The sequence below is a fragment of the Pseudoduganella sp. GW821-FHT11H04 genome (assembly GCF_058807935.1).
Genome location: NZ_JBXARE010000005.1, coordinates 327,981 through 352,811 on the forward strand (window position 1 = coordinate 327,981; position 24,831 = coordinate 352,811).

Sequence of the window (24,831 nt, forward strand, 5' to 3'; positions counted from 1 at the left end):
ATCAAGCAAGTCAATCTAGTTAAAGAATAGGAAACTTAATGATCAAGAAATTCACCGTTGCTGCCCTGCTGGCTGCTACCTCTTTCGCTGCTTCCGCGGCACAAGGCAACTTCTACGTCGGCGGCGACATCGGCTCGACCAAGTTCAAACACTACTCCAGCGACACCAGCGTTGGCGTGTTCGGCGGCTACAACTTCAACCAGAACGTGGCTGTGGAACTGGGCTACCGTGACCTGGGCGATTTCGGCGGCAGCATCAAGCAGACCTCCATCTCCGTACTGGGCTCCATGCCAGTGGCTAACCGCGTTGCCATCTACGGCCGCCTGGGCTTCAACACCCTGAGCGGTTCGGGCGATGACGTCACCCGCGGCCTGTTCGGCGCAGGCGTGAGCTACGAGTTCACCAAACAGGTTACCGGCCGCATTGAACTGCAACGCCCATACAACAACGCCCACAACCTGAGCGTAGGCGTGGCGTACAACTTCTAAGCACTTGCTTGGGAAAGAAAGGCCGCCGGATCAAGGTCCGGCGGCCTTTTTTTATTTCGCCTGCAGCGTGGCCAGGGCGGCTTCCAGCACCTCATCGCGGCCGGCGCGTACGCCATCCACGGTTTGCTTGACGATATGCTGCGGCTGCACGCCAACGCCGACGAAGGCGCGGCCGTCCGGATAGCTATCCTGCTTGGTGCAAATGCGAGCAGTGCCGCCGCCCGGGAGCTTGATGAACAGCGGCTGGCCGGTGCTGCCGCCGGTTGCTTCGCCCACCAGGGCGCCGCGCTGCATGCCGTCGAAGGCGACCGCGAAATCCTCGGCCGCCGAGAAGGTGGCGGCGCTGGTCAGGACCAGCACGGGCTTCTTGTACTGGCGCTTGGGATCCGGTTGCACGGCGTCCGGCGCTTCCGCATACATCGGCTGCTCCTTGCTCCAGGCGCGCCAGGTCGGTTTGTAGTCGCGAGTCGCCCAGCGGCTGGTCAGGAAAGCCTTCTCGTCCAGCGTAGCCAGAATCTTGTAGCCCACGTCGGAATTGCCGCCGCCGTTGCGGCGCACGTCGATCACCAGTGCGGTCGACTTGGCAATTTCGTCGAAGGCGGCCAGCCAGGCATCGGCGGCGCTATTGTCTTCAAAACTGTTCAGGGAAACGTAGGCGACATCGCCAGGCAGCATGCTGAATTCGAACGATGGCGAATTAGCCATGGCGGCCTTGCGCGCCTCGCCATTCACGCGCGGCACCTGCTGCTCGAATTGCTTGCCGGCGGCGTCGCGGAAAGATACGCGCGGAGAGCTGCCGACGGCGCCGCGCAGGAACTGGTAGCCGAAGGTCCGCAGCTCTTCGTCCTGGGGTGTGGAGGCACTCACATACGGCGCAAGCTCGCGTGCAGCGTAAGTCTTCACTTCCACACCATCCACGGCCGTTACTTCGAGGCCCGGCATGACGCCCTTGGCGCGCAGGCCCGGGTCAAGCACCTCGGTCACGATCACGCGGCCTTCTACCGGGCGGGTTTTCAGGAGCGGCAATCCCATCATGCGCTCCGACAGTTCTTGCGGCGGATAGACATTGGTGTGGCCGTCTTTGAGCTTGGCCACCGTCTCGATGAGAACGCGGTAATAGTCTTCGGTGCTGCGGGTAGCGCGCACGCGCGGCAGCGCTTCCAGATACAGCTTGTCCCAATCCAGCTTTTCCAGCGTCGCGGTATCGACGAAGTTGTATTTCACTTCCGACCACAGCTTGGACAGGCCTGCGATTTTTTCGTCCTCGCTGATGTTTTCTTTATAAGACCCGGCCAGGGCCGCGGTCTCCCACTGCATGGCAGTCTGCTGCTGCGCCATCGCGCCGGTGGCCGCCAGGGCCAGGACCAGCGCCGCTACATGGCTTTTTGCCATCTTGTCTCCTGAATGTACTGAATTTACTAAGTTTGCTGAATGAGCGACATTCTAGAGGCCCAACGAAAAGGACGCTACCCTGTTACAAGCCTGATACTTTTTGGGCAGGGGGCGGCTGCTAGAATGTTTGCTCGAATTCTCTTGAGCACTCTATGCGTCGACTATCCCTTCCCGCGCTGGCAGCCCTGCTGGCCGCCCCGGCATTTGCAGCCACCCCAATCACCCTCGACCAGGCCATGGCCAACCCGGACTGGATCGGCACACCCGTGGAAAGCGCGTGGTGGAGCTGGGACAGCAAACAGGTGTTCTATAAACAGAAGCGCGCCGGCTCGTCGCTGCGCGACACCTTCCAGGCAGGCGACAAACCACGCCTGGTGGCCGATTCCGAGCAGGCCAGCCAGGACAGCCCGAACCTGGTGTTCAACCGCGAACGCACCCGCGCCATCTTGCTGCGCAACGGCGACCTGTTCGAGCGCGACATGAAGTCCGGCGCCCTCGTGCAAATCAGCCGCGGCACCGCGAATGCCTCCACGCCGCAGTATTCGGCCGACGGCCACAGCGTGCAATTCAAAGTCGGCAACGACTGGTTCAGCTGGAGCCGCGCCGACCATCTGGTTTCGCCAGTGGCCCTGCCGCGCGCAGCCAAAGACCCTGCCGCAGCACCGGACGAGGACTATCTGCGCGATTTGCAGTTGCGCCTGATCACCACCCTCAAGCGCCAGAAGGATGAACGCGACGAAACACGCGCCCGCGCCAAGGAATTGCGCGACGCCGACGGCACTCGCGCACCGGCGCCGCTCTACTTCGGCGAAAAAGTCTCCATCGATGCCTCCTCGCTGTCGCCGGATGGCCGCTGGCTGCTGGTCGCCACCTCGCCAAAGTCCAGCGACAGTGGCCGGGTCGGAAAAATGCCGCGCTACGTGACCGAATCCGGTTACGAAGAATTCGACGACCAGCGCGCGCGCGTCGGCCGCAACCTCCCGCTGGCCCAGTCCCTGAAACTGGTGGACCTGCGCACGGGCACGATCAAGGACCTGCCGTTCGACACCTTGCCAGGCATCGCTACAGATCCGCTGGCCAGCCTGCGTGAAGCGGCCAAGCAGCCAGCCCTGAAAGGCAACCGCGCCACCCGCCTGGATGATGACGAAGGCGACGGCATCGGCTGGAGCAGCAATGGCGGCAAGCTCGCCGTTATGCTACGCGCGGTGGACAACAAGGACCGCTGGCTTGCGACGGTCGACCTCGAAGGCGCAAAACTGAAGTCCGTGCATCGACTGACGGACAATGCCTGGGTCAATAACAGCTACAACGAATTCGGCTGGCTGCCGGACAACAGCACGCTGTGGTTCATGTCCGAAGAAAGCGGCTACTCCCACCTGTACACGCTCGGCGCGGACGGCAAGCAGCGCACCCTGACCAGCGGCCAATGGGAAGCGACGCAAGTCAAATGGAATGCCGACGGCAGCCTGGCTTATATGCTGTGCAACCGCCGCAATCCCGGCGAATACGAGGTGTGCTCCGCTTCGGCCAAGGATGCGACGGTACGCGAAGTCAGCCATCTCGATGGCGGCGTCGAGCATTTCGCCCTGTCGCCGGACCAGCGCAAGCTGCTGGTGCACTATTCCAGCGCTTACACGCCATCGCAGCTGGCCACTGTGCCTGCTGCCGGAGGCGCTGCAACGAAACTGACTGATACCCGCACCGCCGACTACAAGGCGCGCGAGTGGATACAGCCGCAACTGGTGGCCGTGCCATCGACCCACGGCGCGGGTTTGCCAATCTGGTCCAAGCTGTATCGCCCTGCCACGCTGGAACCCGGCAAGAAGTACCCGATCGTGATGTTCGTGCACGGCGCGGGCTACCTGCAAAACTCGCACAAACGCTTCCCCAACTACTTCCGCGAGCAGATGTTCCACAACCTTCTGGTGGAAAAAGGCTACATCGTGCTGGACATGGACTACCGCGCGTCCAAGGGCTATGGCCGCAACTGGCGCACGGCGATCTACCGCCAGATGGGGCATCCTGAACTGGACGACTATGTCGATGGCGCCAAATGGATGGTGGCGAACCAGCAAGGCGATGGCGACAAGGTCGGCATCTACGGCGGCAGCTACGGCGGCTTCATGACCTTTATGGCGCTGCTGCGCGAGCCGGCGCTGTTCAAGTCCGGTGCGGCTCTGCGGCCGGTGACTGACTGGACTACCTATAACCACGGCTACACCGCCAATATCCTCAACACGCCGGATATCGATCCGGAGGCTTATCGTGTTTCGTCACCGATTGAATATGCGGACAAGCTGCAAGGCCACCTGCTGATTGCGCATGGCATGGTGGATGACAATGTGTTCTTCCAGGATTCGGTGCGCATGGCGCAGCGCTTCATTGAGCTGAAGAAGGATCACTGGGAGCTGGCGGCGTATCCGCTGGAGCGGCATGGGTTTGTGCAGCCGGAGAGCTGGTATGACGAGTATCGCCGGATTTACCAACTGTTTGAGCGGACTTTGAAGTAAAACCGGCACTTCGGTGTCTGACCCGCAGGGTCAGACACCCGGCAAGCGGCCGTCGCGGGACAAGTGTCTGACCCTGCGGGTCAGACACCGTATTACCGGTTCAGGGTTTCGCAATACTACTAGGCAGCACCTGAAAATCATCCGTCTGATACAACGACCGCCAAGCCGCCAGCAACGCCGGCGGCGGCGTCACCAGCTTCCGCACCGTCAGATCCAACCACCCGCCCGAGCTGTTAATCCTCGCCGACAGCTTCCCATCGCTGCGATAAACATCACTCCGCAGCATCCACCGGCTCCCATCCTGCGACATCCCGGCCAGCGCCAGCGTCACAGTAATCTGGTCCATCAGCAGCACTTCCTTGAAATACGCAATATCGTCCTTCATCACAACAGGACCAATATTCAGCCGCTTGAACTCCGCCATCGGAAACCCATGCTCGCCCAGGAACATCATGCGGACATCCCCAGCCTTGTTCAGGTAAGCCGTATTGGCCATATGGCTGTTGAAATCCATATCGCCCCAGCCGGCCAGCATCTTCCTCTCAAACATCACCACTCCCTTATTTGTCCGCGAGGAAGTCCAGCAAAGTCAGGGCCACAATCTTGGTCGCCTTGCGCAAATCTTCCAGCAGCAGTTTCTCATCCGCCTTCTTGGCATTCGATTCGGGCACGCTTCGCGGCCCAGCGCCATATAGTACTGCGGGAATGCCATGCTCGCCATACAGGCGCGCGTCTGCGTAAAGCGGCGTGCCGACGGCCGGAATATCCTCCCCCAGCACCTCGCGCGCATTCTTTTGCAGGTTCGCCACCAGCTGCGCACCAGCCGGCAGCGGACGCAAAGCGTGCGACAGCAGCAGGCGCTTGATCTCAAGGTGGATGCCGGGCACGCCCTGCACCGCATCCTCGATCAGTTTGCGTACCTGCGCCTCCACCGCGACCGGGTCTTCTTCCGGAATCATGCGGCGATCCATCTTCATGACCACTTTGCCCGGCACCACATTGGTATTGGTGCCGCCGTCGATGCGGCCCACCAGCATAGTCGGCGAATCGATGCCAGGTACTTTCGACTTGACCTTCTTCAGCTCCGGCAGCTGGCCATAAATCGCGTTCAGGATCTTCGTCGCCGCCTGCAGCGCATCGTGCCCCGTCTCCGGCATGGCGCCGTGGCCGGATTTACCGTGCACCGTGATCTCCAATTGCAGGCAAGCGTTATGCGCCGTGACGATGTTGTAGCTGAAGCCTGCCGCAATCACAAAATCCGGCTTGGTCAATTTTTCGCGCAGCAGGAAGCCTGGGCCCAGCAGGCCCCCGAATTCCTCGTCATACGTGAAGTGCAGCTCGACGCCGCCTTTCAGCTTCACGCCCAGCGCCTCCAGGGCGCGCACCGCGAAGATGTAGGTCGCAAAGTCGCATTTCGACACGGCGGCCGCGCGGCCATAGATATATCCGTTGTCGATCACGCCGCCATACGGCGGGTAAGTCCAGCCCTCCCCCGGCGGCACCACGTCGCCGTGGGCATTCAGGGCGATGGTCGGGCCGCCCGCCGCATAAGGGCGGCGGATAATCAGGTTGGTGATGGACTCCATGCCATAGTCGCGCACCTCCTGCTCCCGAACGGCATGCTTCTCGGCCGTCCAGCCATAAGCCTTCACCAGTTCCGCCACGGTTTCCGCGTGCGGCGTGTTGTTGCCCGGCGGAGTATCGGTTGGGACGCGCAGCACTTGCTGCATCAGCGCCACTTCTTCGTCGAAGTGCGCATCGATCCATTGGGTCAGTTTCTCGTTCATCACTTTGCTCCTGTGGCGAACCAGGCGCCCAGCTCGGCGCGTTCGGCCTCGGTCATATTGGTCAGGTTCCCGATCGGCATATCCTTCTGCTCCACCGCGCGCTTCTGGATTTGGGCAGCACGCTGGCGTACCTGGTCGGCAGTATCAAACATCACACCTGCCGGTGCTGTCGCAAAACCCGGCTGCGTTGGCGTCGCCGAATGGCAGGCCACGCAGCGGGTTTCAATGATCGCCTTCACCTTCGCAAATTGCGCGGCAGGATCAGCGGCAGGCTTCACGGCAGCAGGCTTGGGCGGCGCGATCGCCACGGCCACCGCCAGCAGCAGCGCCACACCAATCGCCGGATAGCGCCATTCAACGCGGCCCTTATGGCGCAGGTTGAAGAAGTGGCGGATGAAGACACCGGCGGCCATGATGAAGCCCAGCACCAGCCAGGCATACTTGCCCTGGTATGTCATCGCGTAATGGTTGCTGATCATGATGAACAGCACCGGCAACGTGAAGTAGTTGTTATGCACGCTGCGCTGCTTCGCCTTGATACCGTGAATCGGATCCGGCAGGCTGCCAGCCTGCATCGCATCAACCATCTTGCGCTGGCCGGGGATGATCAGCATCGCCACGTTCGCCACCATGATGGTGCCGATCATCGCGCCGATGTGGATGAAGGCAGCGCGACCGCTCAGCAGATGCGTCAACGCATAGGCCGCACCCACCAGCAGCGCGAACACCACTAGGCCCAGCCACTTCTCGCTCTTGCCAAGCGGGGAGCGGCACAGGGCGTCGTACACAACCCAGCCCGCGACCAGGAACCCGATGCCGATGCCCACGGCCTGCAGGCTGGAGAGGTCGGCCACCTGCTTATCCACCATCATCGCCTGCGCGTTGAAGTAATAGGCGATGGTCAGCAAGGCGATACCGGACAGCCAGGTGGTGTAAGCCTCCCATTTAAACCAATGCAGCTCCTTCGGCAGTTCGGCTGGCGCCACGAGATACTTCTGCGGGTTATAGAAACCGCCGCCATGCACCGCCCACAGTTCACCGGAGACGCCCTTCTTCGCCAAGTCAGAACCCGGTGCAGGAGGGCGAATCGAATTATCCAGCCACACGAAATAGAACGAAGCGCCGATCCAGGCAATGCCCGTGATGATGTGCAGCCAGCGCACCAGCAGGTTTGCCCATTCCAGGCCGTAGGGCAGCAGGTATTCCATGTAAATCCTTGAGTTGAAGAAGTGGCAATCTATCGAAGATACGCGCTTTCGAGCCCCAGCAACATGAAATATGTCGTATATTCAAGATATTCGAATTCATATACGTACGCAAGATGTCCGGCCTGCCGCAACACCTCGATATTCACCTCATTCGCATTCTCTACCTGCTGCTGGTGGAGAAGAACGTGTCGCGCGTGGCGCTCAAGCTCAATCAGCCGCAACCCTCAATCTCCGCCTCGCTGCGCAAGCTGCGCGAACTGACTGGCGATCCCCTGCTGGTACGCGGCGCGCGCGGCATGGTGCCGACCCAACATGGCGAAAGCCTGCTCAAGCCTGCCAAACGCATCCTGGACGAGACGGAATCGCTGTTTGTGAAAAAGACGCCTTTCGTGGCGCAGGAAGAAGCACGCACCTTCAACATCGCCGCACCGGATTACCTGGACAGCCAGTTCCTGCCGAATGTGGTGGCAATGCTGCGCCGCGGCTCGCCGAAAAGCCGCGTGGTGATCCACTCGATCGGCCCCGGCACCGACTACCTGCGATTGCTGTCGGATGGTGACATGGACCTGGTGATCGCCAACTGGGACGAACCGCCGCAGCACCTGCATATTTCCAAGCTGTTCGAAGACCCGATCATCTGCGCCATGCACGCCGGCAGCCCATACGCCAAGCGCACCGCCAGCGATGCCATGTCGCTGGACGACTACCTCACATTGCCCCATGTCGCGCCCTCGCAAATGGTGCCCGGCTATGGCGGCGTGATCGACGCCTTCCTCGAACGCCAGGGAATGCGCCGCAACGTCGCGGTGGAATCTGCCTATTTCAGCCTGATTCCTTATATGCTGGCGCAGACCGACCTGGTGCTGACCACCGGCCGCCAATTCCTGCGCTTCTACGAAAATTCGCTGCCGCTGAAGTTCTTTACCCCGCCGGTGAAATTCCCGCCGATGCGCTTCTACCAGCTATGGCACGAACGCGTGCACCAGGCCCCCGAGCACAAATGGCTACGCGACCAGGTCACCGCCGCCGCCAAACTGCTGTAAATGTCCACTTCGGGGTCAGGAACGAAAGTGGACATTTCTGCAGGGAATGTCCACTTGGGTTCCTGACCCCGAAGTGGACATTTGATGACGGGTATATAGTGGCGCTTATGGCGCGCTGCTTTGGGCGGGATATGATCGACGATCTATTTTGGGACACCTGCAATGACGACGACTCTCTCCGAACTGAATTCCTGCGACCTGTCTGCATTTGTTGACCGCTTGCGCGGCATTTACGAACATTCGCCGTGGATTCCGGAACGGGCTGCGGCGCGGCGGCCGTTCACCACACTGGCGTCGCTGAAGCAGTCCTTGCAGGGCGTGGTCGCCAACGCTACGGAAGCCGAGCAGCTTAACTTGGTGCGCGCCCACCCGGAATTGGCGGGCAAAGCGGCCATCGCCGGCGAACTGACTGCGGAATCGACCAGCGAGCAGGCCCGGTCTGGCCTGAACCTGTGCAGCGCCGAGGAATTCGCCACCCTGCACAAACTGAATGCGGACTACAACGCCAAATTCAGCTTCCCCTTCATCCTTGCCGTAAAAGGCCCGACAGGGCAAGGCCTGACGCGAGAAGCCGTCATCGCCACCTTTGCGCGCCGCCTGAAAAACCAGCGTGCCGATGAAATGGCCGAGTGCCTGCGCCAGATCCACCGCATCGCAGAAATTCGCCTGAACGACCTGCTGGGCGTGCAGCTGCAATTCGGCCCGCAAATCATGCAGTGGTCGGAAGACTTGGCGCAATGGAGCGACGATGAAGGCGCCCTCACCTGCGCCTATATGACCACCGCGCACCGTGCCACCGCAGCACAACTGGCGGCGTGGATGCGCGAGGCCGGCATGCAGGTGGAAATCGACGCCGTCGGCAATGTGGTCGGCCGCCACTTGTCCGACGCGCCAGGCGCGAAGACGGTCATGACCGGCTCCCACTACGACACGGTGCGCAACGGCGGCAAGTACGACGGCCGTCTTGGCATCCTGCTGCCGATCGCCATCGTGCGGCATTTGCGCGACATGGGCGAGAAGCTGCCCTTCCATTTCGAGATAATCGGCTTTGCGGAAGAAGAAGGCGTCCGCTTCCGCAGCACCTTCCTCGGCAGTAATGCCGTTACCGGAAAATTTGACATGGCCCTGCTGGACGCTGTCGACACCGACGGCATCAAGATGCGCGATGCGCTGGCCGCCGCTGGCCACGATGCGGCAGCGATTCCGTCCATCGCCCGCCGCCGCGAAGACATCGCAGCCTATGTGGAAGTCCATATTGAGCAAGGCCCGGTATTGCTGGAACACGGCCTGCCTGTCGGCGTTGTCACGGCGATTGCCGGCAGCTCGCGCTTCCTCATCGAGCTGAAAGGCGTTGCAAGCCATGCCGGCACCACGCCTATGCATATGCGCAAGGATGCCGCCGCGGCAGCCGCCGAAATTGTGCTGCTGGTCGAACAGCGCTGCGCGCAAGGCGAGGCGCTGGTCGGCACCGTGGGGCAGTTGCAGGTGCCGGGCGGTTCGGTGAACGTGATCCCCGGCGCATGCAAACTGTCGCTCGACATCCGCGCGGCCGACGATGCGGTGCGCGAGGCGGCGGTACGCGATGTGATGGACGGCATAGCCGCGATTTGCGCCCGCCGCAACATCGAATTCAAGTCCGAAAAAATCGTGGAAGCCAAGGCCGCACCATGCGCGCCCTGGCTGATGCAGCAGTTGGGCGACGCCGTCGAGCGCAGCGGCCTGCCGCGCTTCGACCTGCTATCCGGCGCGGGCCATGATGCGATGGCGATTGCCGCGCTGACCGATGTGGCCATGCTCTTCACCCGCTGCGGCAACGGCGGCATCAGCCACAACCCGCTGGAAACCATGACGGCCGATGATGCGGAAATCGCCGCGCAAGTCCTGCTGGATTTCCTGCGCAGCTTCAGCCCTCAAGCTTAAACAACGCCTCCACCGTCACGCCCAGCGCGCGCGCCAGCTTGAGCGCGAGCACGGTGGATGGCACCATCCGTCCCGCCTCAATGGCGTTGATCGACTTGCGCGTCACCCCCACCAATTGCGCCAAGTCTTCCTGGGTCAGGTCGTGCGTCGCGCGATGAGTCTTCATCGTCGTAAGAAGTTGCTCGGACATCGCTTCACCTGTCGTGATACAGGACGCTGGCCAGCATCGTTGCTACGCCTACCGTGACAACCACCACCATGATGACGGCCGGCGCTTTCTCCAGTCCTTCCAGCGAGACGACGAGCGAAGCGGCCACCGTTGTCACCAGCGTGGCGAAAAAGCCGTTGCGATAACCTTTGGACAGCGCCAGCTGGCGCAATTCATCATCCATCACGGCGCGCATTTGCGGCGAAGTGGCGCAATTGGCTTTGCCCGACTTCGTGAGAATGGCGCCAAAAGCGATGGCATTAAAGACGGGAAGCAGAACCAGAGCCCAGCGCGCCCGTGCGGCCGTTTCCGGATCGCCCAGCATCATCACCAGGATTGCGGCGCCAACGTAAAGGATTGTCCCCAGCAAAACCCAAAGACTCATGTGGGATATCCGCACCAGCACATCAGAATTCATTTTTTCTTGCGTCATGACAGTCACCTCAAAGTAGTTGTCCTGTCATGCAATGTAACACAAACTTCTCAAAATGGAACCTATAGGTTTCATTTTGTGGGAATTTTGCCGGCCACGGACGGAGTTTCGGAAAAACGCGGGGCGGGGTTCGCCTGCAGCACGCCGTCGACTTTCGCGTACGTGCCGCGGGCCTCCAGGTGCGGATGGCGGGCAGCTTCTGAGGGCGACAGCACCGGCGCGAAGCAGGCATCCGTCCCCTCCAGCAGTGCGCACCACTCATCGCGCGTGCGCATCGCAAACAAGTCCGCCATCGCCCCGCGTTGCAGCGGCCATTGGCCTGCCGCATGCTGGGCGGCGAAACGGCGGTCATCGGCCAGGCCGAGTTTTTCCAGCAGCAGCTTGTAGAACTTGCCCTCCAGCGCGCCGACCGTGATATCGCGGCCATCCTTGCAGCGATATGTGTTGAACCAGTGCGGACCATCCAGAACCGATGTGCCGCGCTGCTCGCGCATCAGGCCCGTTGCTGACAGGTCGAGCAGGAGGTTCATCATATGCGCCGAACCATCGACAATTGCGGCATCGATCACCTGCCCCTTGCCGCCGCCGCGCGCATGAAGGATGGCAGACACGATGCCCAGCGCGAGATACAAGGCGCCGCCGCCAAGATCACCCACCAGCGTAGGCGGCGTAACCGGCGGAACATCGCCCGCGCCTGCGTAATGCAGGGCGCCGGACAAGGCGATGTAGTTGTTGTCGTGGCCTGCGGCCTGCGCCAGCGGGCCGTCCTGCCCCCAGCCAGTCATGCGTCCATAGGCAAGGCGCGGGTTACGCGCCAGGCACACATCGGGGCCAAGGCCAAGGCGCTCCATGGCGCCGGGGCGCATGCCTTCAATCAGTCCATCGGCATCCTCGATCAGATCCAGCACGGTGTCGATGGCGCCGGGATCTTTCAGGTCCAGTTCCATCACGCGTTTGCCACGGCGCAGGATGCCTGCGGTAGGGATCTCCGCCGGACCGGGACGTTCAACCAGGATCACTTCCGCGCCCATGTCCGCCAGCAGCATGCCGCAGAACGGACCCGGGCCGATGCCCGCAATCTCGATAATCCTGACACCGGACAACACACCCATTTCAACGCTCCGTGTAGTAAGTGGCGCCGCTTGCAGCCATCGCCTTCAACTGCGCAGGCGGCGCGAATCGCTCGCCGAGCGCAGCGGCCAGGCGTTCGCATTGGGCCACAAAGGCTGCCGAACCGGCATTGTCGATCATGCTCAATGGGCCGCCGCGGAATGGCGGGAAGCCCCACGCGAGGATAGCACCGACATCGGCATCGCGTGCGCAGCGCAGCACGCCTTCGTCCATGCAGCGTGCGGTTTCCACGGCCTGCACCACGGTCAGGCGCTCTACTACCGCCGACACGTCCGGCTGCATAGCGGCGCGCGGGAACAGCTCCGCCAGGCCGGCCCACAGCGATTTCTTGCCGCCTTCCGGATAGTCGTAGAAGCCCTTGCCCGCCTTTTTGCCGATGCGGCCAAGTTCCACCATGCGTGCAGCCACCTCGTGCCCGGGACGGCCTTTGTAAGCATCGCCCAGGTCAAGGCGGGTCTGGCGGTCAATCCTCCAGATCAATTCAGAGGACACTTCATCGGTCAAGGCAAGCGGACCGACCGGCATGCCGGCTTGCAGCCCGGCGTTCTCGATCAGTGCCGGAGCCACGCCTTCCGCCAGCAGCGCCAGGCCTTCCAGCACATAGGTCGAGAACACGCGGCTGGTGTAGAAGCCGCGCGAGTCGTTGACCACGATTGGCGTCATGCCCAAAGCTCGCACCAGGTCCATGGAACGGGCCAGCGTGGCGTCCGAAGTCTGCTTGCCGACGATGATTTCCACAATCGCCATGCGGTCCACCGGCGAGAAGAAATGCATGCCGATGAAATTGGCCGGTCGCGCGCTGGCTTCGGCCAGTCCGCTGATTGGCAGCGTGGACGTGTTGGATGCGAAGATCGCGTCACCGCCCAGTACTGCTTCCACACGGCGCGTCACGTCGGCCTTGATAGCGCGGTCTTCGAACACGGCCTCCACCACCACGTCCGCACCTGCCAGAAGGGTAAAGTCGGTCGTCGGCTTGATGCGCGCCAATAGCGCTTCGGCCTTGTCTGCCGAAACCTGGCCGCGTTGCTGCTGCTTGGCGAGAAGGCCAGCCGAATACGACTTGCCCTTCTCCGCCGCTGCTTGTGCGGTATCGACCAGCACGACTTCGATCCCGGCTTTGGCCGCGACGTAGGCGATGCCCGCGCCCATCATGCCCGCGCCCAGCACGCCGATCTTGCTGTACTTCTGCGTTGGCACGCCTTGCGGGCGTGCAGCCAGCTTGTTCGCCTCATTCATGCTGAAGAACAGGGTGCGGATCATGTTCTTCGCTTCCGGCGAGAGCACGGTTTGCACAAAGTAGCGCGCTTCCGTCATCAGGCCGGTGTCGAGGTCCGTAATCAGGCCTTCGTATACACAGGACAGGATATTGCGCGGCGCCGGGTAATTGCCGTAGGTCTTGGCGCGCAGCATGGCGTTGGCAGCCATGAACACTTGCTGCACTGCCGGCGACGATACTGCGCCGCCAGGAATCTTGAAACCCTTTGCGTCCCAAGGCTGCTGCGCGCCGCCGGCAGCGATGGCGCCAAGCAGCCAAGCGTGAGCAGCGGCGGACTCGCTGCCCGCCGGGACGACTTCGTTCAATATGCCCAGCTCGCGCGCCGCAGCGGCAGTAAGGCGTTTGCCTTCCAACAGCAGCGGCAGCGATTTCTGGATGCCGACCATGCGCGGCAAACGTTGCGTGCCGCCGCCTCCCGGCAGCAGGCCAAGCGTCACTTCCGGCAGGCCGAATCGGGCCTTCGGATTATCGGCCGCCACTCGGTAATGGCCGCACAGCGCCACTTCCAGCCCGCCGCCCAGCGTAGTTCCAGGCAATGCCATGGCGACAGGCTTGCCGCAGGTCTCCAGCTTGCGCAGGGCGCGGTCGAGTCGCACCACACGCTCAAACAAGGCTTCCGCAGTCTTTGCAGACAGCAGCCATTCCAGGTCGCCACCGGCGATGAAGTCCGGCTTGGCGGACGTCATCAGGACGCCCTTTACAGCGGTGTCGTTCACCGCGCGCTCAACCAGTTCGCACAGCGCGGCGCAGCTCTCTTCGTTCAGCACATTCTGGCTGCGCCCCGGCATATTCCAGCTCAAGGTCGCGATGCCGTAGGAATCCAGGCTGTAATCAATCATTGTCTGTCTCCCTTAAATGCGCTCGATGATGATGGCGGTGCCCATGCCCGCGCCGACGCACAGCGTGGCCAGGCCGGTTTGCAGGTTGCGGCGTTCCAGTTCGTCCAGCAGGATGCCCAGGATCATGGCGCCGGTCGCGCCGAGAGGGTGGCCCATGGCGATTGCGCCGCCGTTGACGTTGATCTTGTCATGCGGGACGTTCAGCACGTCCATGAAGCGCAGCACCACAGAGGCGAAGGCTTCATTCAGCTCATACAAGTCGATGTCAGCGGCCTTCATGCCGGCGCGCTTCAAGGCCTTTTCAGCTGCGTAGCTTGGTCCGGTCAGCATGATCGACGGTTCGCTGCCGATGGAGGCAAAGGAACGGATGCGCGCGCGGGGCTTCAGTCCTGCACGTTCGCCGGCTTCACGGGTTCCGATCAGTACCGCCGCTGCGCCGTCCACGATGCCGGAGCTATTGCCAGCGTGATGGACGTGCTGCATCTGTTCGATCTCCGGGTAGCGCTGCGTGATCACGGAATCGAAGCCGAAGTTCGCGCCCATTTCGGAAAACGAAGCTTTGAGCGCGCCAAGCGATTCGACCGTTGTTTCAGGGCGCACCAGTTCATCGCGCGCCAGCATGGTCAGGCCGTTGTGGTCTACCACCGGCACCACGGAACGTGCAAAGCGGCCTTCATTCCAGGCGCGGTGGGCGCGCTGCTGCGATTCAACGGCGTACGAGTCCACGTCGCGGCGGCTATAGCTCCAGATCGTCGCGATCGCATCGGCGGAAATCCCCTGCGGGACGAAATAGGAATCGAATGCGCTTTGCGGATCGACCGGCCAGGCGCCGCCCGAAGAGCCCATCGGCACGCGCGACATCGCTTCCACACCGCCGCCAACCACCATATCGGACTGGCCGGACATGACTTGCGCCGCCGCCATATTGCAGGCCTCCAGGCCCGACGCGCAGAAGCGGTTGATCTGTACACCCGCCACCGATTCGGCATAGCCGGACGCCAGCGCCGCCACGCGTCCAATGCAAGCGCCCTGCTCGCCCACCGGCTCCACGCAGCCCAGCACCACGTCGTCAATCAGCGCGCTGTCGAAATTGTTGCGGCTGACCAGCGCACGCAGCGCAGTCTCTGCAAGGCGCAACGGCGTTACGCCGTGCAGCGAACCGTCTTTCTTGCCTTTGCCGCGCGGCGTGCGCACGGCGTCAAAGATATAAGCTTCCAAGCTGGTCTCCTTAGAGCGAACGGCTGATCAGTTCTTTCATGATTTCGTTGGTGCCGCCGTACACGCGCTGCACGCGGGCGTCGGCCCAGGCGCGGGTGATCGGGTATTCCCACATATAGCCATAACCGCCGTGAAGCTGCACGCATTTATCGAGCACGCGGAACTGCATTTCGGTGGTCCTGTACTTGGCCATGGAAGCGGTGGCCGCATCCAGCTTATCTTCCAGCAGCAGTTCCACGCAGCGGTCGACGAAGACCCGGCACATCTGCACTTCAGTCTTGATTTCGGCCAGGGTGTGGGCGATGGTCTGGAATTCGGCGATCGGGCGCTTGAAGGCCTTGCGGTCGCGCGTGTATTGCACGGTCCATTCCAGGCCGGATTCGGCGGCTTGCACGGCCATGATGGCGATCTGCATACGCTCCCACGGCAGTTCCTGCATCAGGTATTTAAAGCCTGCGCCCTCTTCGCCCAGCAGGTTCTGCGCCGGCACGCGCACATTTTCGAAGAACAGCTCGGAAGTGTCCTGCGCTTTCATGCCGGCCTTTTTCAGGCGCTTGCCTTTGCTGAAGCCAGCCATCGAGGTATCGACCACGAACAGGCTGATGCCCTTGGCGCCGGCAGTCGGATCGGTCTTCGCAACCACGATCACGCAGTCCGCATTCCAGCCATTGGTGATGAAGGTCTTGGAGCCGTTCAGGATGTAGTGGTCACCATCGCGGATGGCGGTGGTAGCCACGCCTTGCAGGTCGGAGCCCGTGCCTGGTTCGGTCATCGCAATGGCGCCGATCATTTCGCCGGTGGCCAGCGTGGGGATGTAATGCGATTTCAGGTACTCGCTGCCGTAATGCAGGATGTAGGGCGCCACGATTTCCGAGTGCAGCATGAAGCCAGGGCCGGAAGCGCCGATGCGGGCCTGCTCTTCGATCAGCACCATGCTGTAGCGGCGGTCCACGCCCACGCCGCCGTATTCCTCGGGCATGGTCGGGCAGAGGAAGCCCGCAGCGCCGGCCTTCATCCACGCTTCGCGGTCGACATAACCCTGCTCTTCCCAGCGCTCATGGTGCGGGGCGATTTCGGTTTCCATGAAGCGGCGCGCGGATTCGCGCAGCATGTCGTGTTCTTCGGTGAATAAGGTGCGGGGGATCATGGGGCAAAAGTCTCCGGATAGTGTTATAGGTCAGCTGACCGAAATAGTATCGGTCGGTTGACCTATTTGTCAATCAGCGGGCATAATTCGTCCCCTATGCGGAAAAAATCAGACACGCCCTTGCAGGCAAAGGAATCGAATACGACCTCAAAAGGATTTGAGCGCGCCAGCGCCATCCTGGAGGCGGCGCGCTTGCTGCTGGCGCACGAAGGCTACGCCGCCCTGGCCATGCGCAGCGTGGCGCAGCAAGTTGGCGTGAGCCTGTCGACTGTGCAGCATTACTACCCGAGCCGTGATGCACTGATCGAAGCGCTGCTGGAGCAGACCTTCGCCCGCTACCAGGCCGGCATCGACGAACGCGTCGCCGCCGCCGGTACCGGGCCGCGTGTGGAATTGTTTGAATCGATCATCGACTACTTCCTGGCCGACTTGCGCGACCAGGTATCGAGCGGCTTGTTCTTCGAGATCTCCGCGCTGGCCAACCGCCACCCGGTAGCGGCCAAACTGTTCGACACCATGATGAGCCGCGCCCGCAAAACGCTGCGCAACCTGATTCACGAAATCGATCCCGAACTCCCGATGGCCCAATGCGAGATTCGCGGCGCCCTGATCGTGGCGCAGATGCTGGGCACCATGCTGTTCATCTCCGAAACCCGCCCCCAGCATAAAGAACTGGAAAACCTGGCCCACGAAGCGACGGTCGCCATCACCCGCATCGCCTTCGGCCGCTAAGCGCTACCAGCGGGTGTGGTAGCCCACCTGTATGCCATGCGGCAGAACGGACAATGTGAATGAGTTGCCGCGATTGTGCGTGTAGTAGCCGAAGGCCGAACCGATTGCTATGCCGGCGATGACGTCGGTCTGCCAGTGCCCGCGCGTCTTCATGCGCGCAATGCCGTCGTACACCGGCAGCGCGGCCAGCGCGTAAACCCAGGGATGCTCCTCGTGGTACTCGAGGATAAATGGCGTCACCACAGCAGCAAACGAAGCCGCCTCGCCGCTGGGGAAACTACGGTCGCGCGAGCTGCCGAACCACTGGTTGGGATCGTCCGTGCTGTTTGGACGCTTGCGGCGGAAAGTGCGCTTCATGACTTCCGTCGTAACAGACGTAAACAGCATGGCGTCAATCGCCTGCCAGTCGGTGCGTCCCAGGCGCGTTTCGCCGCCTTCCCACAGGCCCAGGCAAATTGTGCCTGCGACAAGCGCGCCCAGCATGATGTGCTGCTGGCTGCGGCCCCAGATGCCGTCGTTGTCCTCATTGAGCCGGTGGTCGATGCCCAAAGGCCCGCCATCGGCATGTGCAGCTGACAAAACAAAGGCACAAGCCAGCACCGTGCCGCCCGCAAGGCGGCTCAAGGTATTCGCGCTCATTTCAGGCCCCCATCGAAAGGGATGTTTTCCTTACGATAGGCGCTGCTTCGTTAGCCCAGCGTTAAGCCTGCGTCAAATCTGCGCTTATACAACGCCTGCGCGCTCCAGCATGGCGTGCAGCAGCACGTTGCAGCCCGCTTCCAGGTGCTCCTGCTTGGCGTCCTCGATTTCGTTGTGGCTGATGCCGTCCTTGCAGGGGACGAAAATCATGCCTGCCGGTGCGACGCGGGCTGCGTAGATGGCGTCGTGGCCGGCGCCGGAAACCACATCCATCGTGGAGTAGCCCAGCGCGCTGGTCGCCTTGCGTACCGCGCCCACGCAGTCCGGGTGGAACGGGCATGGCGGGTAGTAGGACACGCGTTCGATCTTGACTGGCAGCCCGGTTTCGGCGGAGATCTTGTCGACGAAGGCAAGCATCTCTTCGTGCATCTTGTTCAGCAGCTCGTCGTTCACGTTGCGCAGGTCGATACTGAATTTGACCTGGCCCGGAATCACGTTGCGGCTGTTAGGGAATACCTGCATCATGCCGACCGTGCCGCGTCCATATGGCGGATAACGGTTTGCGATGGCGACCACTTCGGGAATGATTTGTGCGGCGACCTGCATGGCGTCTTTACGCAGGTGCATCGGGGTCGGGCCGGCGTGGGCTTCCATGCCGGTGACAGTGCAGTCGTACCAGGAAAGGCCCATCACAGCGGGCACCACGCCGATCACCTTGTCGGCATCTTCCAGCACAGGGCCTTGCTCGATGTGCGTTTCGAAATAGGCGCCGATAGGGTGTTGGCCTGGAACTTCGTCACCCTTGTAGCCGATGCGTTCCAGCTCCTCGCCGACGGTCTTGCCCTCGGTATCTTTGGCGGCGTAGGCATGTTCCAGCGTAAAGGCGCCGCAGAAGACGCCGGAACCCATCATCACGGGCACGAAGCGCGAGCCCTCCTCGTTGGTCCAAAAGGCGACTTCGATTGGGGCCTTCGTGCGAATGCCGCGGTCGTTCAGGGTGCGTACGACTTCCAGGCCTGCGAGCACGCCGTAGTTGCCGTCGAATTTACCGCCGGTCGGCTGGGTGTCGATATGGCTGCCGGTCATGATCGGCGGCAGCGTGTTGTCCTCGCCGTCGCGGCGCATGAAGACGTTGCCAATCTGGTCGACCGTGATCGACAGGCCGGCATCGCGCGCCCAGCCGGTGACCAGGTCGCGGCCTTGTTTGTCGAAGTCCGTCAGGGTCAGGCGTTTGACACCGCCTTTGGGTGTGGCGCCAATCTTCGCCAGCTCCATCAGCGAGTCCCACAGGCGGTCGCTGTTGATACGTAGGTCGCTCATGATTATCTACTCCTTAGCGCGCCGACACAGGCGCAAAAGCGGGACGGTCGATATGGCGACCTGCGCCCTCCACCGCCCGCAAATCGCCACGATGGAATACGACCTTCCCGGCCGCCACTGTGGTGCTTGGAATCCCTTTGACAGTACGTCCCTCGAAGACATTGAAGCCGCCCTTTGCGAACTGGGTCTTTGCTGAAATAGTGCGGCTGCCTTCCGGGTCCCACACCACAATGTCCGCGTCCGATCCAGCTGCGATCAGGCCCTTGCGCGGATAGATATTGAAGATCTGCGCCGCATTGGCCGACGTCACGCGCACGAATTCGGATGGGGTAAGCTTGCCGCTATTGACGCCCTCGTCCCAGATCACGGCCATGCGGTCTTCCACGCCGCCGCAGCCGTTCGGAATCTTGGTAAAGTCGTCGCGCCCTGCCGCTTTCTGCTCGGCGCAAAAAGTGCAGTGGTCGGTGGCGGTGGTGTGCAGGTTACCGCCCTGAAGGCCTTGCCACAGCGCCTTCTGGTGCTCGCGGCTGCGGAATGGCGGGCTCATCACGTGGCCGGCAGCGAATTCGAAGTCCGGGTGGTCGTACACGCTGTCATCCACGATCAGGTGACCGGCCAATGCCTCGCCGTACACGCGCTGGCCCGAGGCGCGGGCACGCGTGATCGCATCCAGCGATTCCTTGCACGACACGTGCACGATGTAGAGCGGCGTATTCAACACGTTGGCGATGGCGATCGCGCGGTTGGCTGCTTCCGCCTCTACTGCCGGTGGGCGCGAAAGCGGATGGGCGCGCGGCCCGGTAATCCCCTGGCGCAGCAAGTCCTGCTGCAACTGGTACACCAGCTCGCCGTTTTCGGCATGCACAGTGGGGATGGCGCCCAGCTCCAAAGCGCGGCGGAAGCTTTTCACCAGCGTTTCGTCGTCGGCCATGATGGCGTTCTTGTACGCCATGAAGTGCTTGAAGCTGTTCACACCATGGTTGCGCACCAGCGTGCCCATATCCTCATGCACCTGGTCCGACCACCAGGTGATCGCCACGTGGAAGCTGTAGTCGCCAGCGGCCTTCTCCGCCCAGCCGCGCCATTGATGGTAAGCGTCGAGCAGCGGCTGCTTCGGGCTGGGGATGACAAAATCGATGATGGTCGTGTTGCCGCCTGATAGGCCGGCTGCGGTGCCGGTAAAGAAATCGTCTTGCGTGACGGTTCCCATGAACGGCAGGTTCATATGGGTGTGCGGGTCGATCCCGCCAGGCATGACGTACTGGCCGCCTGCGTCGATAATCTCGGCGCCGGCCGGTGCGGCCAGACCCGGACCCACAGCCACAATCTTGTCGCCCTCACACAGCACGTCCGCGCGAAAGGCGCGGTCCGCGTTCACTACGGTACCGCCACGAATCAGGGTTGCCATTTATGCTTTCTCCGGAATTGGAGGCGGAACGGCTTTGGCCGACCTGCCCTTCATCAAGATGCCATACACCAGCGCCGCAATCGCGATGCCGACGAACCACGCATAGGTATAAATCAGCTTGAATCCCGCGCCGACATCGCCAAACGATGCGGGGAAGGCTGCATTCAGGAAGCCCGGCACATTCGGCGCCACGCCAAAAGCAAAGGCGAGCAACGCGGCCGAATTCCAGCCGTTGGTGTAACTGTATTCGCCGTTCTCGACGTACAGCGCACCGACGTTCAGCTCCGTCTTGCGGATCAGGTAGTAGTCCACAATCAGCACGCCCGCGATCGGGCCAAGCAGCGCGGAATAGCCAATCAGCCAGGTGAAGATATAGCCTTGTGTGGTTTCGAGCAGTTTCCACGGCATCATCGCCAGCGCGATGCCCGCCGTGATATAGCCACCGGTGCGATAGGAAATATGCTTCGGCGCCAGCGCGGAAAAGTCATAGGCCGGGCCCACCAGGTTTGCGGCCAGGTTGACCGACACCGTATCAATCAGCAGGATCACCAGCGCCACCAGCACCGCCGCGCCGGTCATACGGCTGGCCAGGTCGACCGGATCCCAGATCGCCTTACCATACAAAACCACCGTGGCGGAAGTCACGATCACCGCCAGCGCAGCCAGCAAACCCATTGGCACAGGCAAGCCCACCGACTGGCCCAGCACCTGGTCGCGCTGCGTCTTGGCGAAGCGGGTGAAGTCCGGAATATTCAGCGCCAGCGTGGCCCAGAAGCCGATCATCGCCGTCAACGAAGGCCAGAACGTAGGCCAGAACTGGCCGGCCTTCTTGCCGCCTTCAACGAACTGCGAAGGCTGGTCGAGCAAGGTTCCAAAGCCGCCTGCCTTCTGGTACACCCAGCCAAGCAGCACGAAGCAGATGATGATTTTCAGCGGAGCGGTATAAGTCTCCAGTTTGCGGATCGCATCCATGCCGTGCACGATGTACCAGAACTGGATGGCCCAGAACGCGACAAAGCAAAGCAGCTGCGCGCCATTGATGCCAAGGCCGGCGATCTTTGCGCCGCCGATCTCTCCGCCCATCATCACACCCAGCAGGGTGTAGATCATCTGCCCGCCGAACCAGGTCTGGATGCCGTACCAGCCGCAGGCCACAATAGCCCGCATCAAAGCCGGCAGCCGCGCGCCGGATGTGCCGAACGATGCACGCGCCAGCACCGCGTAAGGTATGCCATATTTGGTGCCGGCATGGCCGATCAACAGCATCGGCAGCAGCACAATCGTATTCGCCAGGAAGACCGTGAGCACCGCCTGCCCGGCCGACATGCCGCCTTCAATCAGGCTGGCCGCCAGCGTGTAGGCGGGAATGCACATGACCATCCCGACCCAGAGTGCAGCGAAGTGATACCAGCGCCAGGTGCGCTGCGATTCATTGGTTGGGGCCAGGTCTTCGTTCCACAACTGGGAATTTTCGCTCATGCAGTCTCCTTGATTTCGGCACGAGGATTGCGCGGATCCTGTGTCCAGTTCATATAAGGTTTGCCCGTTGGGACTGCGACCATCGTAATACAACCTTGTACCGGACAGGTGATTTCGCACAGATTGCAGCCGACGCATTCGTCGTCATTGACCTTGTAGGTGCGCGTGCCCGTCGCCTCGTCCACCAATTGGAAGATCGACTGGTGCGAGGTATCTTCACAGGCCACGTAGCAGCGGCCGCACTTGATACAGTCGTCCTGGTTGATGTGGGCGATGGACTTGAAGTTCATGTCCAGGAATTTCCAGTCGGTGGTGTTCTGCACCGCCTTGCCCATGAAATCGTCCAGCGTCTTGTAGCCTTTGGAATCCATCCAGCGTTCCAGGCCATCCTTCATTTCCTGCACTATGCGGAATCCGTGCAGCATGGCGGCGGTGCAAACCTGTACGCAGCCCGCGCCCAGCGCGATGAATTCGGCCGCATCCTTCCAGTTGCCGATACCGCCGATGCCGGAGATCGGCAGGCCGTGCGTTTCCGGATCGCGCGCAATTTCGGCCACCATGTTCAGCGCCACCGGTTTCACGGCAGGGCCGCAATAGCCGCCGTGGGTGCTGGCGCCGCCCACGTTCGGGTAGGCGACCATCTTGTCCAAATCAAGTGACGTGATCGAGTTGATGGTGTTGATCAGCGAAACCGCATCGGCGCCGCCCGCCTTGGCTGCACGCGCAGGGCGGCGGATGTCGGTGATGTTCGGCGTCAGCTTAACTATCACCGGCAGCTTGGTGTGTTTCTTGCACCATGCGGTGACCTGCTCAACGTACTCCGGCACCTGGCCGACAGCGGAACCCATGCCGCGCTCTGGCATACCATGCGGGCAACCAAAATTCAGTTCGATGCCATCGGCGCCGGTGGCTTCGACTTTCGGCAGGATGTCGGCCCAGGCCTGCTCCTCGCAAGGCAGCATCAGCGAAACCACGATGGCGCGGTCAGGCCAGGCCTTTTTCACTTCGGTAATTTCCTGCAGGTTCAGTTCCAGCGAACGGTCGGTAATCAGCTCGATATTGTTGAAGCCAATGACTTCGCGGTTCTTGCCGTAGATGGCGGAGTAGCGCGAAGACACGTTGACCGGCGGCGGATCTTCGCCAAGTGTCTTCCAGACCACGCCGCCCCACCCTGCTTCAAATGCGCGGATGACGTTGTATGCCTTGTCGGTCGGCGGTGCGGAGGCGAGCCAGAATGGATTCGGCGCCTTAATGCCGCAGAAATTGATGCTCAGGTCGGCCATTATGCTGCTCCCTTCTTCGCCTGGATATCGGAATGGATCGCCATGGCGGCCTGCTTGCCATGCTCCACGGCCTGCACGGTCAGGTCCTGGCCGAGCGAGACGCAGTCCCCGCCGGCGTAAATGCCCGGCAGGATGGTGCGGAAGCCATCATCCACATGAATCTTGTCGCCATCACGCTTCAACATGGCCGCCAGCGGGTCGGCCAGCGCGGCCGATTCCATCGCCTGTCCGATGGCTTTGAAGATGGCGTCGGCCGGAAGTTCGAAAGTGATGCCGGTGCCGACCATGCGCGTGCCATCCAGCGCGGTGCGTTCGAAACGCATGCCGCGCACACGGCCCGCTTCGTCCAGCAGCACCTGTTGCGGCTGCGCCCAGGTCAGCATGCGCACTTGGTTGGCTTTGGCGATGTCCTGCTCGTGGTGGGTCGCGCTCATGGCGTCGAAGCCGCGGCGATACACCATCGTCACTTCTTCCGCGCCCAGGCGCTGGATCTGCACCGCCATGTCGATGGCGGTGTTGCCGGCGCCGATCACGATGGCGCGACGCGGCACGGGCAGCTTGCTCAGGTCATCCGCCTGGCGCAGTTCCGCGATATATTCCACCGCCGCCATCAAGCCAGGCGCATCCTCGCCGGTCAGGCCCAGCGCGCGGCTGGCGCCCAGGCCCAGGCCCAAGAAGACGGCATCATATTGCGCGTGCAGTTCTTTCAGATGCACGTTATCGCCCAGTTTCTGGCCGTGGCGCACCTCGATGCCGCCGATTCCCAGTAGGAAATCGACTTCCTTCTGCGCGAAGTTGTCGGTCAGCTTGTACTTGGCGATACCGTATTCATTCAGTCCGCCTGATTTTTCGTGGGCTTCAAAGATCACCACATCATTACCTAGCATCGCCAGGCGGTGGGCACAGGAGAGTCCCGCAGGCCCTGCTCCGACCACGGCGATCTTCTTGCCGGTCGATGCGGCGCGCTTGAACGGGTGGCCGTCCAGCGTGGCGTTATCGAGCGCAAAGCGCTGCAGCAGGCCAATCTTGACCGGCTGGCCTTCAGCGTCGTGATTGCGCACGCAGGCGTCCTCGCACAGGACTTCGGTCGGACAGACGCGCGAGCAGCTGCCGCCGAGGATATTCTGCTGAAGGATCGTGACGGCAGCGCCGTTCACATTCTTCTCATGGATATTGCGGATGAAGCTCGCGACGTCGATGCTGGTCGGGCAGATGCGCGTACACGGCGCGTCGTAGCAATACAAACAGCGCGAGCTTTCAATGGCAGCCTGGCGTGCGTTGAGCGCTGGCGCCAGGTCGGTGAAATGACCGGCCAACTCCTCGTTCGTGGCTTTTGGCTGCGGTATGTATTTGAGTGACTCGATCATTGA

Annotated in this window: 21 protein-coding genes; 5 read left to right on the top strand and 16 right to left on the bottom strand. The window is 61.9% G+C overall.

The window, feature by feature from the left end; translation table 11 throughout:
* Positions 1-38: 38 nt before the first annotated feature.
* Positions 39-488, top strand: coding sequence for an outer membrane beta-barrel protein (locus AC1RTP_RS14475; protein ID WP_498608319.1), 450 nt, complete (start codon positions 39-41; stop codon positions 486-488).
* A gap of 51 nt (positions 489-539) precedes the next feature.
* On the opposite strand, the gene AC1RTP_RS14480 is transcribed toward AC1RTP_RS14475, so the two are convergent.
* Entirely contained in the window at positions 540-1,880 is a 1,341-nt protein-coding gene (locus AC1RTP_RS14480) for a S41 family peptidase (protein WP_498608320.1), read from the bottom strand.
* A gap of 152 nt (positions 1,881-2,032) precedes the next feature.
* Between AC1RTP_RS14480 and AC1RTP_RS14485 the strand changes: the two genes are divergently transcribed.
* Entirely contained in the window at positions 2,033-4,390 is a 2,358-nt protein-coding gene (locus tag AC1RTP_RS14485; protein WP_498608321.1) for a S9 family peptidase, read from the top strand.
* Positions 4,391-4,490: 100 nt separating this feature from the next.
* Here AC1RTP_RS14485 and AC1RTP_RS14490 read toward each other — a convergent pair whose 3' ends face one another.
* From AC1RTP_RS14490 to AC1RTP_RS14500, 3 genes are read right to left on the bottom strand one after another with little or no spacing between them, the layout of a single operon-like run.
* On the bottom strand, positions 4,491-4,940 hold the full coding sequence (locus AC1RTP_RS14490) for an acyl-CoA thioesterase (protein ID WP_498608322.1): 450 nt from the start codon (positions 4,938-4,940) through the stop codon (positions 4,491-4,493).
* A gap of 10 nt (positions 4,941-4,950) precedes the next feature.
* Positions 4,951-6,177 (bottom strand): M20/M25/M40 family metallo-hydrolase, encoded by a 1,227-nt coding sequence (locus tag AC1RTP_RS14495; protein ID WP_498608323.1) that lies wholly within the window; start codon positions 6,175-6,177, stop codon positions 4,951-4,953.
* Positions 6,177-7,385, bottom strand: a complete 1,209-nt coding sequence (locus tag AC1RTP_RS14500) for a urate hydroxylase PuuD (RefSeq protein ID WP_498608324.1) — start codon at positions 7,383-7,385, stop codon at positions 6,177-6,179. The genes AC1RTP_RS14495 and AC1RTP_RS14500 overlap by 1 nt, the downstream gene beginning before the upstream one ends.
* 113 nt (positions 7,386-7,498) lie before the next feature.
* Between AC1RTP_RS14500 and AC1RTP_RS14505 the strand changes: the two genes are divergently transcribed.
* On the top strand, positions 7,499-8,428 hold the full coding sequence (locus AC1RTP_RS14505) for a LysR family transcriptional regulator (RefSeq protein WP_498608325.1): 930 nt from the start codon (positions 7,499-7,501) through the stop codon (positions 8,426-8,428).
* A gap of 162 nt (positions 8,429-8,590) precedes the next feature.
* Positions 8,591-10,348: an allantoate amidohydrolase gene (locus AC1RTP_RS14510; RefSeq protein WP_498608326.1), complete on the top strand. Its 1,758-nt coding sequence runs from the start codon at positions 8,591-8,593 to the stop codon at positions 10,346-10,348.
* Here AC1RTP_RS14510 and AC1RTP_RS14515 read toward each other — a convergent pair.
* The 6 genes from AC1RTP_RS14515 to AC1RTP_RS14540 all read right to left on the bottom strand — a co-directional run bounded on the left by AC1RTP_RS14515 (position 10,332) and on the right by AC1RTP_RS14540 (position 16,600).
* Entirely contained in the window at positions 10,332-10,514 is a 183-nt protein-coding gene (locus AC1RTP_RS14515; protein WP_498608327.1) for a helix-turn-helix transcriptional regulator, read from the bottom strand. The two genes, AC1RTP_RS14510 and AC1RTP_RS14515, sit on opposite strands and share 17 nt — an antisense overlap.
* 28 nt (positions 10,515-10,542) lie before the next feature.
* Entirely contained in the window at positions 10,543-10,941 is a 399-nt protein-coding gene (locus tag AC1RTP_RS14520) for a hypothetical protein (RefSeq protein ID WP_498608328.1), read from the bottom strand.
* Positions 10,942-11,060: 119 nt separating this feature from the next.
* Positions 11,061-12,101 carry a CaiB/BaiF CoA transferase family protein gene (locus tag AC1RTP_RS14525; RefSeq protein WP_498608329.1) on the bottom strand — a complete coding sequence of 347 codons (1,041 nt, stop codon included), beginning with the start codon at positions 12,099-12,101 and terminating at the stop codon, positions 11,061-11,063.
* A 1-nt stretch (position 12,102) separates the two neighbouring features.
* Positions 12,103-14,235 (bottom strand): 3-hydroxyacyl-CoA dehydrogenase NAD-binding domain-containing protein, encoded by a 2,133-nt coding sequence (locus tag AC1RTP_RS14530; RefSeq protein WP_498608330.1) that lies wholly within the window; start codon positions 14,233-14,235, stop codon positions 12,103-12,105.
* A 12-nt stretch (positions 14,236-14,247) separates the two neighbouring features.
* Positions 14,248-15,453 (bottom strand): acetyl-CoA C-acetyltransferase, encoded by a 1,206-nt coding sequence (locus tag AC1RTP_RS14535; protein ID WP_498608331.1) that lies wholly within the window; start codon positions 15,451-15,453, stop codon positions 14,248-14,250.
* Positions 15,454-15,463: 10 nt separating this feature from the next.
* Entirely contained in the window at positions 15,464-16,600 is a 1,137-nt protein-coding gene (locus tag AC1RTP_RS14540; protein ID WP_498608332.1) for an acyl-CoA dehydrogenase family protein, read from the bottom strand.
* A 96-nt stretch (positions 16,601-16,696) separates the two neighbouring features.
* Between AC1RTP_RS14540 and AC1RTP_RS14545 the strand changes: the two genes are divergently transcribed.
* Positions 16,697-17,332, top strand: a complete 636-nt coding sequence (locus tag AC1RTP_RS14545) for a TetR/AcrR family transcriptional regulator (protein ID WP_498608333.1) — start codon at positions 16,697-16,699, stop codon at positions 17,330-17,332.
* Between the two features lie 3 nt (positions 17,333-17,335).
* Here AC1RTP_RS14545 and AC1RTP_RS14550 read toward each other — a convergent pair whose 3' ends face one another.
* The 6 genes from AC1RTP_RS14550 to AC1RTP_RS14575 form a co-directional block, all read right to left on the bottom strand.
* Positions 17,336-17,971, bottom strand: coding sequence for a phosphatase PAP2 family protein (locus AC1RTP_RS14550; RefSeq protein ID WP_498608334.1), 636 nt, complete (start codon positions 17,969-17,971; stop codon positions 17,336-17,338).
* Positions 17,972-18,055: 84 nt separating this feature from the next.
* Positions 18,056-19,291 carry a Zn-dependent hydrolase gene (locus AC1RTP_RS14555; protein WP_498608335.1) on the bottom strand — a complete coding sequence of 412 codons (1,236 nt, stop codon included), beginning with the start codon at positions 19,289-19,291 and terminating at the stop codon, positions 18,056-18,058.
* A gap of 13 nt (positions 19,292-19,304) precedes the next feature.
* Positions 19,305-20,699: a dihydropyrimidinase gene (gene hydA / locus AC1RTP_RS14560; protein ID WP_498608336.1), complete on the bottom strand. Its 1,395-nt coding sequence runs from the start codon at positions 20,697-20,699 to the stop codon at positions 19,305-19,307.
* Complete coding sequence (locus tag AC1RTP_RS14565; protein WP_498608337.1) at positions 20,700-22,178, bottom strand: NCS1 family nucleobase:cation symporter-1; 1,479 nt, start codon at positions 22,176-22,178, stop codon at positions 20,700-20,702.
* Positions 22,175-23,461: an NAD-dependent dihydropyrimidine dehydrogenase subunit PreA gene (gene preA, locus AC1RTP_RS14570; RefSeq protein WP_498608338.1), complete on the bottom strand. Its 1,287-nt coding sequence runs from the start codon at positions 23,459-23,461 to the stop codon at positions 22,175-22,177. The genes AC1RTP_RS14565 and preA overlap by 4 nt, the downstream gene beginning before the upstream one ends.
* Positions 23,461-24,828, bottom strand: coding sequence for an NAD(P)-dependent oxidoreductase (locus tag AC1RTP_RS14575; protein WP_498608339.1), 1,368 nt, complete (start codon positions 24,826-24,828; stop codon positions 23,461-23,463). The genes preA and AC1RTP_RS14575 overlap by 1 nt, the downstream gene beginning before the upstream one ends.
* Positions 24,829-24,831 lie beyond the last annotated feature (3 nt).